This window comes from Clostridium celatum (genome assembly GCF_021412605.1).
Taxonomy (GTDB): domain Bacteria; phylum Bacillota; class Clostridia; order Clostridiales; family Clostridiaceae; genus Clostridium; species Clostridium celatum.
Genome location: NZ_JAJKGM010000041.1, coordinates 21,556 through 27,961, shown reverse-complemented (window position 1 = coordinate 27,961; position 6,406 = coordinate 21,556). Strand labels below are relative to the sequence as shown.

7 protein-coding genes are annotated in these 6,406 nt (G+C 25.6%); 5 read left to right on the top strand and 2 right to left on the bottom strand.

What is annotated here, in order from left to right; all coding sequences use genetic code 11:
- Positions 1-201: 201 nt before the first annotated feature.
- The gene (locus tag LPC13_RS13890; RefSeq protein ID WP_005214007.1) at positions 202-1,170 is read right to left on the bottom strand and encodes a substrate-binding domain-containing protein; all 969 of its coding nucleotides are present in this window, start codon (positions 1,168-1,170) and stop codon (positions 202-204) included.
- 164 nt (positions 1,171-1,334) lie between these two features.
- On the opposite strand from LPC13_RS13890, the gene modA reads away from it, so the two are divergent.
- From modA to LPC13_RS13865, 5 genes are all read left to right on the top strand, one after another.
- On the top strand, positions 1,335-2,135 hold the full coding sequence (modA, locus tag LPC13_RS13885) for a molybdate ABC transporter substrate-binding protein (RefSeq protein ID WP_005214008.1): 801 nt from the start codon (positions 1,335-1,337) through the stop codon (positions 2,133-2,135).
- Positions 2,136-2,259: 124 nt separating this feature from the next.
- Complete coding sequence (modB, locus tag LPC13_RS13880) at positions 2,260-2,937, top strand: molybdate ABC transporter permease subunit (RefSeq protein WP_005214009.1); 678 nt, start codon at positions 2,260-2,262, stop codon at positions 2,935-2,937.
- A 1-nt stretch (position 2,938) separates the two neighbouring features.
- Positions 2,939-4,033, top strand: a complete 1,095-nt coding sequence (locus LPC13_RS13875) for a sulfate/molybdate ABC transporter ATP-binding protein (RefSeq protein ID WP_005214010.1) — start codon at positions 2,939-2,941, stop codon at positions 4,031-4,033.
- 92 nt (positions 4,034-4,125) lie between these two features.
- On the top strand, positions 4,126-4,731 hold the full coding sequence (locus tag LPC13_RS13870) for an HAD family hydrolase (RefSeq protein WP_005214011.1): 606 nt from the start codon (positions 4,126-4,128) through the stop codon (positions 4,729-4,731).
- The gene (locus LPC13_RS13865) at positions 4,728-5,342 is read left to right on the top strand and encodes a copper homeostasis protein CutC (RefSeq protein WP_195245553.1); all 615 of its coding nucleotides are present in this window, start codon (positions 4,728-4,730) and stop codon (positions 5,340-5,342) included. Before LPC13_RS13870 ends, LPC13_RS13865 begins: the two co-directional genes overlap by 4 nt.
- A 258-nt stretch (positions 5,343-5,600) precedes the next feature.
- On the opposite strand, the gene LPC13_RS13860 is transcribed toward LPC13_RS13865, so the two are convergent.
- Positions 5,601-6,020 carry a GNAT family N-acetyltransferase gene (locus LPC13_RS13860; RefSeq protein WP_005214013.1) on the bottom strand — a complete coding sequence of 140 codons (420 nt, stop codon included), beginning with the start codon at positions 6,018-6,020 and terminating at the stop codon, positions 5,601-5,603.
- Positions 6,021-6,406 lie beyond the last annotated feature (386 nt).

Here is a 6,406-nt window from a genome sequence, read left to right as displayed (position 1 = left end):
ATTAATATATTTTAAATTATATTACATATTTGTATAAAATTAAAGACTACTGACACTTTGTCAGCAGTCTGAAAAAAGAATCTTAGATTAAATCTAAGATTCTTTTTTTTAAATAAAGCTATAATTTGAATTATTCAAATATAAATGCAAATAGTTATTAAAAGATAATTGTATTTACTAAAGTATAATAAATAAAAGAATTTAAGTATGAGATATAATTTTACCTAAATCTTTTAAATCATAGCCACCAATGCCAAGTAATTCATTTTTGAATTTTTCAGATTGAATAATTGAAATAATTGTTTTATATATAGGGTTATTTAAATCATTTTCTTTTATTATTAAATCATATCTTTCTGTTTGAACTGGAATAAAATCTATATTCTCTACCTGCATAGAAGCCTTTTTATTACCGATTCCAACATTGGCATCCCCTCTGGCAACTTTACTTGCAACAGCTAAATGAGATGTTTCTTCGTTATAATATCCATTTATATTATCTGAATTTATTTTTAATAATCTAAGTTTTTCATCAAGTAATACTCTAACTCCACTTCCTTTTTCTCTATTCACAAATTTTACATTTTTATTAAGTAAATCTTCAAAAGAGCTTATATTTAGAGGGTTTCCTTTAGTTACATAAAAGCCTTGTAATCTATAAGCTAAATTTATAATTACACAAGGAATACCTGGAAGAAGTCTTTTAACATAATTAATGTTATAATCATCATTATCTCCATCCCAAAGATGGCAAGAAGCAATAGATACTTTGTTATTATATAAATCATATAAACCGTTATAACTACCTTTATAAGAACGAAGTACATTTAAATCAGGTATAACTTCTTCTATGTATCTAGCTAATATATCTAATATAATATCTTGGCCAGCAATAATTAGATCGGTATGAGATTTATTGTTTAGTGAAATATTATTATTATCATTTGAAAAACTATATGTAGAAATATCATTTTTGTAAGCGTTGGATAGTTTTATATTATTTTTCTGCGAATTAATATAGTCTTCAACGTCATGCTTATCTATTCTAATTTTTTTGCCTATTTTATAACTAGGTATTTCACCACGTTTTATAAGCTCATAAACAGTGTTTTTTGTTATTTTTAATAATTCTGCAACTTCTAACGGTGTTAAAGAAGATTCTAAGTTCATATTATCCCTCCTATTAGAATAATTTTAACATTATTTATAAATTAATTCTAGAATGTAAAGTGCTATATTGCTAATAAGAATATATTATGGTAACATTTAATATGTATTAAACGTGACAAAACATTATAAAACGTAACAAAAAATGATTAAAAGGAGAAGGTGGAATGAAAAAAAGATTTAAAGTGTTAAGTTTATTATTAGGATGTAGTTTGTTTTTAGTTGGATGTGGAAATAAAAATACCAATGAAAATACAACTGTAGATGACAGTAAAAATAAAAGTGTAGAGTTGAATATTTCTGCTGCAGCTAGTTTAAAGGAAGTAATGGCAGAACTTGAAACAGAGTATAATAAAGTTAATGAAAATGTAAAATTAGTAGTTAATTATGGATCATCAGGATCTCTTCAACAACAAATAGAACAAGGAGCACCTTGTGATTTATTTATTTCAGCAGGACAAACACAAATGAATAATTTAAAGAATGAAAATTTACTTTTAGATGAAACTACTAAAGATTTAGTAGAAAATGAATTAGTTTTAGTTAAAGCAGAAGGTATAGAAATTGAAAATTTTGATGACTTAAATAGTGATAAGATTAATAAAATTGCAGTAGGAGAGCCAAGTAGTGTTCCAGCAGGTAAATATGCTGATGAAGTATTAGTCAATACAGGAATTAAAGAAAAAATTGCTGACAAACTAGTATTTGCAAAAGATGTTAAAGAAGTATTAGCTTGGGTTGCATCAGGAAATGCAGATGTTGGCTTTGTATATTTAAGTGATGCTTTAAGTAGTGATAAAGTCACTATAGTAGAAAATGTTCAGGTAAATGAGCATACTCCAATTACTTATCCAGTTTCTGTTATAAAAGATTCTAAAAATATAGATGAAGCAAAAGCATTTGAGGATTTCTTATTTAGCAGTACAGCACAAGATATATTTGAAAAGTATGGATATAAAGGACTTTAAGGTTAAAAAATATATTAATAAAATTTAAAGGCATAAGGAGTATATTAAGGTATACTAAATAAGTGTATTTTAATATATTCCTATTAATTATATAAAGTTTAATAAGAAAGAAAAGGTAGATTATATGGATTTTTCACCATTATGGATATCGTTAAAAACAGCATTTGTTGCTACAGTTATTACATTTATAATAGGCATAGTTATATCTTATAAGATGGCAAATTATAGGGGGAAAGGAAGAGGGATAATAGATGGAATATTTACCCTTCCACTTATATTACCCCCAACAGTTGTAGGATTTTTTTTATTGCTTATATGTGGGAAAAATGGCGTTATAGGAAAAATAATAATGAGTTTTGATAAAAATATTATATTTACATGGAGTGCAACTGTTATTGCTGCAACAGTAGTTTCTTTTCCTATGATGTATAGGACATGTCGTTCTGCTTTTGAGCAAATAGATAAAAATATGATATTAGCAGCAAGAACCTTAGGATTAAGTGAAAGCAAGATATTTTTTAAAATTGCAATTCCGTTAGCTTGGCCAGGAATAATTGGAGGATTAGTTTTAAGTTTTGCAAGAGCACTTGGGGAATTTGGAGCAACATTAATGATAGCAGGAAATATACCAGGAAAAACTCAAACAATGCCTGTAGCGATATTTTTTGCTGTTGAGGGTGGAGATATGAATAAAGCTTTATTATGGGTACTAATAATAGTTGCCATATCTTTTATAATGATATTTTTACTAAATTTTTGGAGTGATAAACAACAAAAGCTTATAGGTAATAGGAGAAAATAATATGAGTTTATATATAGATATTAATAAGAATTTATCCTCTTTTAAACTAGATGTTTTTATGGAGGGAAATGGAGAAATAATAGGGTTTTTAGGGGCATCTGGCTCAGGAAAAAGTATGACATTAAAATGTATTGCAGGATTAGAAAAGCCAAGCTCTGGAAAAATAATAATAAATGATAAGGTTTTGTATGATAGTGAAAAGGGGATAAATATAAAAACCCAAGAAAGAAAAGTAGGATTTTTATTTCAAAATTATGCTTTATTTCCTCATATGACTATTAAGGAAAATATAGAAATTGGTTTGGGAAGTATAGATAAAAAAGAAAAGAGTAGATTATCTGCTACATATATTAAGAAGTTTAATTTAGAGGGATTGGAAAAAAGATATCCATGGCAGTTATCAGGAGGACAACAGCAAAGAGTTGCGTTAGCTAGAGCACTTATAACTTCACCAGAAATATTGTTATTAGATGAACCATTTTCTGCTTTAGATAATTATTTAAGAACTAATATGGAAAGAGAATTAGTGGAACTTTTAAAAGATTTTAAAGGAACAGTTATTTTTGTAACTCATGATATAGAGGAAGCATTTAGAGTTAGTGATAAAATTATTGTTTTTGATAATGGAAAAGCAAATAATATTAGAAATAAAAATCAGTTATTTGAAACACCAAGTTCATTGGCTGAAGCGAAGCTCACAGGGTGTAAAAATATAAGTAAAGCTAAAAAGATAGATAGTAAAACTATATTTGCAGAGGAGTGGGGTGTTAAATTAAATACTTTAAATGAGTTAGATAAAGAAGTGAATTATATTGCAATAAGATCACATAATATAAAATTATATACTGAAGATAGGAATATAAATGGATTTGAAAATATATTAGCAAAAGAAGATTATCAAAAGTCACAAAATGTTATAGATGTAAGAATAGAAAATATTATAGAGAACCCTTTTAATTACACAATATATGTTAAGGCGATAAATGGCAATTGTGATAAATTAATTAACTATACAATAAATAAAGAAGAGATGAAATTTAAAATTAATGATATAATAAAAATTGTACTGGAGAGTGAATATTTATTTTGTTTTTAATTTTAGTTTCCGTATGGGTAAACACCTTAGGAAAATACTCCTAAGGTGTTTTTGAATTTTAAATATTGTTGTACAAATTATAGGGGGATGGAATGTATAAAAATATTATTTTTGATTTAGGAAATGTAGTTTTAAATTATAATCCAGAGGAATATTTAATAAAAAAAATAAATGACAAGAATAAAGTAGAAATTGCATTAAATAATATTTTTAAAAGTAATGAATGGAAAATGCTAGATAGAGGTATAATTACTGAAGAAGAAGCAAAAAGAGTAATAAAGAACAGGGTAATAGATAATTCAGAAATAATTGATTTAGCTTTTGAAAATTGGTATGATATGTTAAGACCTATAGAGGAAACAATAGAGTTAATAAATAAATTAAAGAAAAATGGTTATAAGATTTATTATTTATCTAATTTTCATAGTAAAGCTTTTGAAGAGGTTACTAATAAAAATAAAGTTTTTGAAGAGTTTTATGGTGGCATAGTGTCTTTTAAAGAGAAATTATTAAAGCCAGAAAAAGAAATATATATGAAACTTTTAGAAGAATATAATCTGAATCCTGAAGAATGTATATTTATAGATGATATGTTAATAAATATTGAAGGTGCTAAAGCGGTTAATATAAAAGGAATACAATTTATAAGTACAAAAGATTTGATATATAAACTAAGAGAATGTGGGGTTGAAATATGAGTATAGTATTAGAAGCTTGTGTAGGTTGTTATGAAGATGCAAAAAAGGCAGTAGAAAGAGGAGCAAATAGAATAGAACTTTGTGATAACTTAAAAGAGGGGGGGACTACACCTTCTTATGGAACGATAAATTTAGCGTGTAAGAATTTTGATATACCTGTTGCAGTTATAATTAGACCAAGAGGTGGAAATTTTGTTTATAGCGATGATGAATTTGAAATAATGAAAAAAGATATAGAAATCTGTAGGGAACTTGGTGCTTATGCTGTTGTTTTTGGAATATTAACTAAGGATAATAAAATTGATATTGAAAGAAATAGAGAACTTATTAATTTATCAAAAGGACTTAAAGTAACTTTCCATATGGCTTTTGATGAAATAGAAAATAAGGTAGAAGCTATTGAAACTCTTATTGATTTAGGGGTAGATAGAATTTTAACTAAAGGTTGTAAAACTAGTGCTTTAGATGGAAAGGATATTTTAAAAAATCTTGTACAAATAAGTAATGGTAGAATTGAAATATTAATAGGTGGCTCAGTAACAAAAAATAATTACAAAGAACTTGTAGAGTATATAGGATGTAATGAGGCTCATGGTAGCAGAATAGTTTAATGTAATTAATGTTTAAGGCTGAAAGTGTTAATAGTTAATAAAGGATGTTATTTTTCTATAAATATAACATTTTGGAAATAATTTATTTGATTAAATATATATATCGATTTGTTAACTAAAATAGGATCCATTAAGAAATTAAGTATGTAGAAAATAAATTTATTAAAGTGGAGGGAATACTTGCAATGAACTACAGAATTAATTATATAAATTTTAAGTTAAATTGCAATAAACCCAAAACTTTAATAAATTATTTTCTTATAACTTTTTCTTAAAGAAAATTTCACCAACACCATCATCATTAATTCCACATAACATACCACATTCAATAAATCCCATTTTTAAATGCCATTTTTGAGGGGAAAGCGCATCTGTCATAGTAGAGCTCAAAAGGGTGTCTTGTCCATTTTCTTTTAGATAATCTTCCAAGAATGATAACATTTTTTTGCCGATTCCAGTAGATCTAAAATCCTTTTTTATTACTATATAGCTTATAAAAGGAAGATGAGTCCAAATATACTCAAGTTTTAGACAACCTATAATTTCATTATTAAATTCAGCAACTATAACTTCTTTCATAGAAATTTTATTTTCTATAATAGCGATGTTTTTATGTAGGTCCAATTCTACACAATGATGTAAATCCTCAATATTTGCAAATCTTATTTTTATACCCATAGTAAATAACCTCCTAAAATAGTATATAATACATAATTATAAAACATTTACAATAAATAAGGAATGTTAAAATAATAAATTAAAATATGAAAAAGTAATAGTATTAAATTAGTTATATAAAAATACTTGAATAAATATAATATGCTTTAAGTATTTAGTAATAAAGAAACTGTAAGAAAAGTTACAAAAGCATTTCTAAATGTGATAAGAATATAAGGTATAAACTTATAAATTTTACAAGTCTTATAGTTAAATGTAGCTTGGAAAATATAAAAAATCCTAAAATAATATATGAAAGAGTTTAAAGAAGGGCGTAGAAGAATATGTTTGTAAGAATGTAGTTATAATATAGAAATTTTTATTGAACAAGTATAAAATATTTATAT

Excerpts from the sequence above, each read along its gene's own strand:
- modB (WP_005214009.1), top strand. The coding sequence starts at position 2,260 with ATGGATTTTTCACCATTATGGATATCGTTAAAAACAGCATTTGTTGCT.
- LPC13_RS13870 (WP_005214011.1), top strand. The coding sequence starts at position 4,126 with ATGTATAAAAATATTATTTTTGATTTAGGAAATGTAGTTTTAAATTAT.
- LPC13_RS13875 (WP_005214010.1), top strand. The coding sequence starts at position 2,939 with ATGAGTTTATATATAGATATTAATAAGAATTTATCCTCTTTTAAACTA.
- LPC13_RS13865 (WP_195245553.1), top strand. The coding sequence starts at position 4,728 with ATGAGTATAGTATTAGAAGCTTGTGTAGGTTGTTATGAAGATGCAAAA.
- LPC13_RS13890 (WP_005214007.1), bottom strand. The coding sequence starts at position 1,170 with ATGAACTTAGAATCTTCTTTAACACCGTTAGAAGTTGCAGAATTATTA.
- LPC13_RS13860 (WP_005214013.1), bottom strand. The coding sequence starts at position 6,020 with ATGGGTATAAAAATAAGATTTGCAAATATTGAGGATTTACATCATTGT.
- modA (WP_005214008.1), top strand. The coding sequence starts at position 1,335 with ATGAAAAAAAGATTTAAAGTGTTAAGTTTATTATTAGGATGTAGTTTG.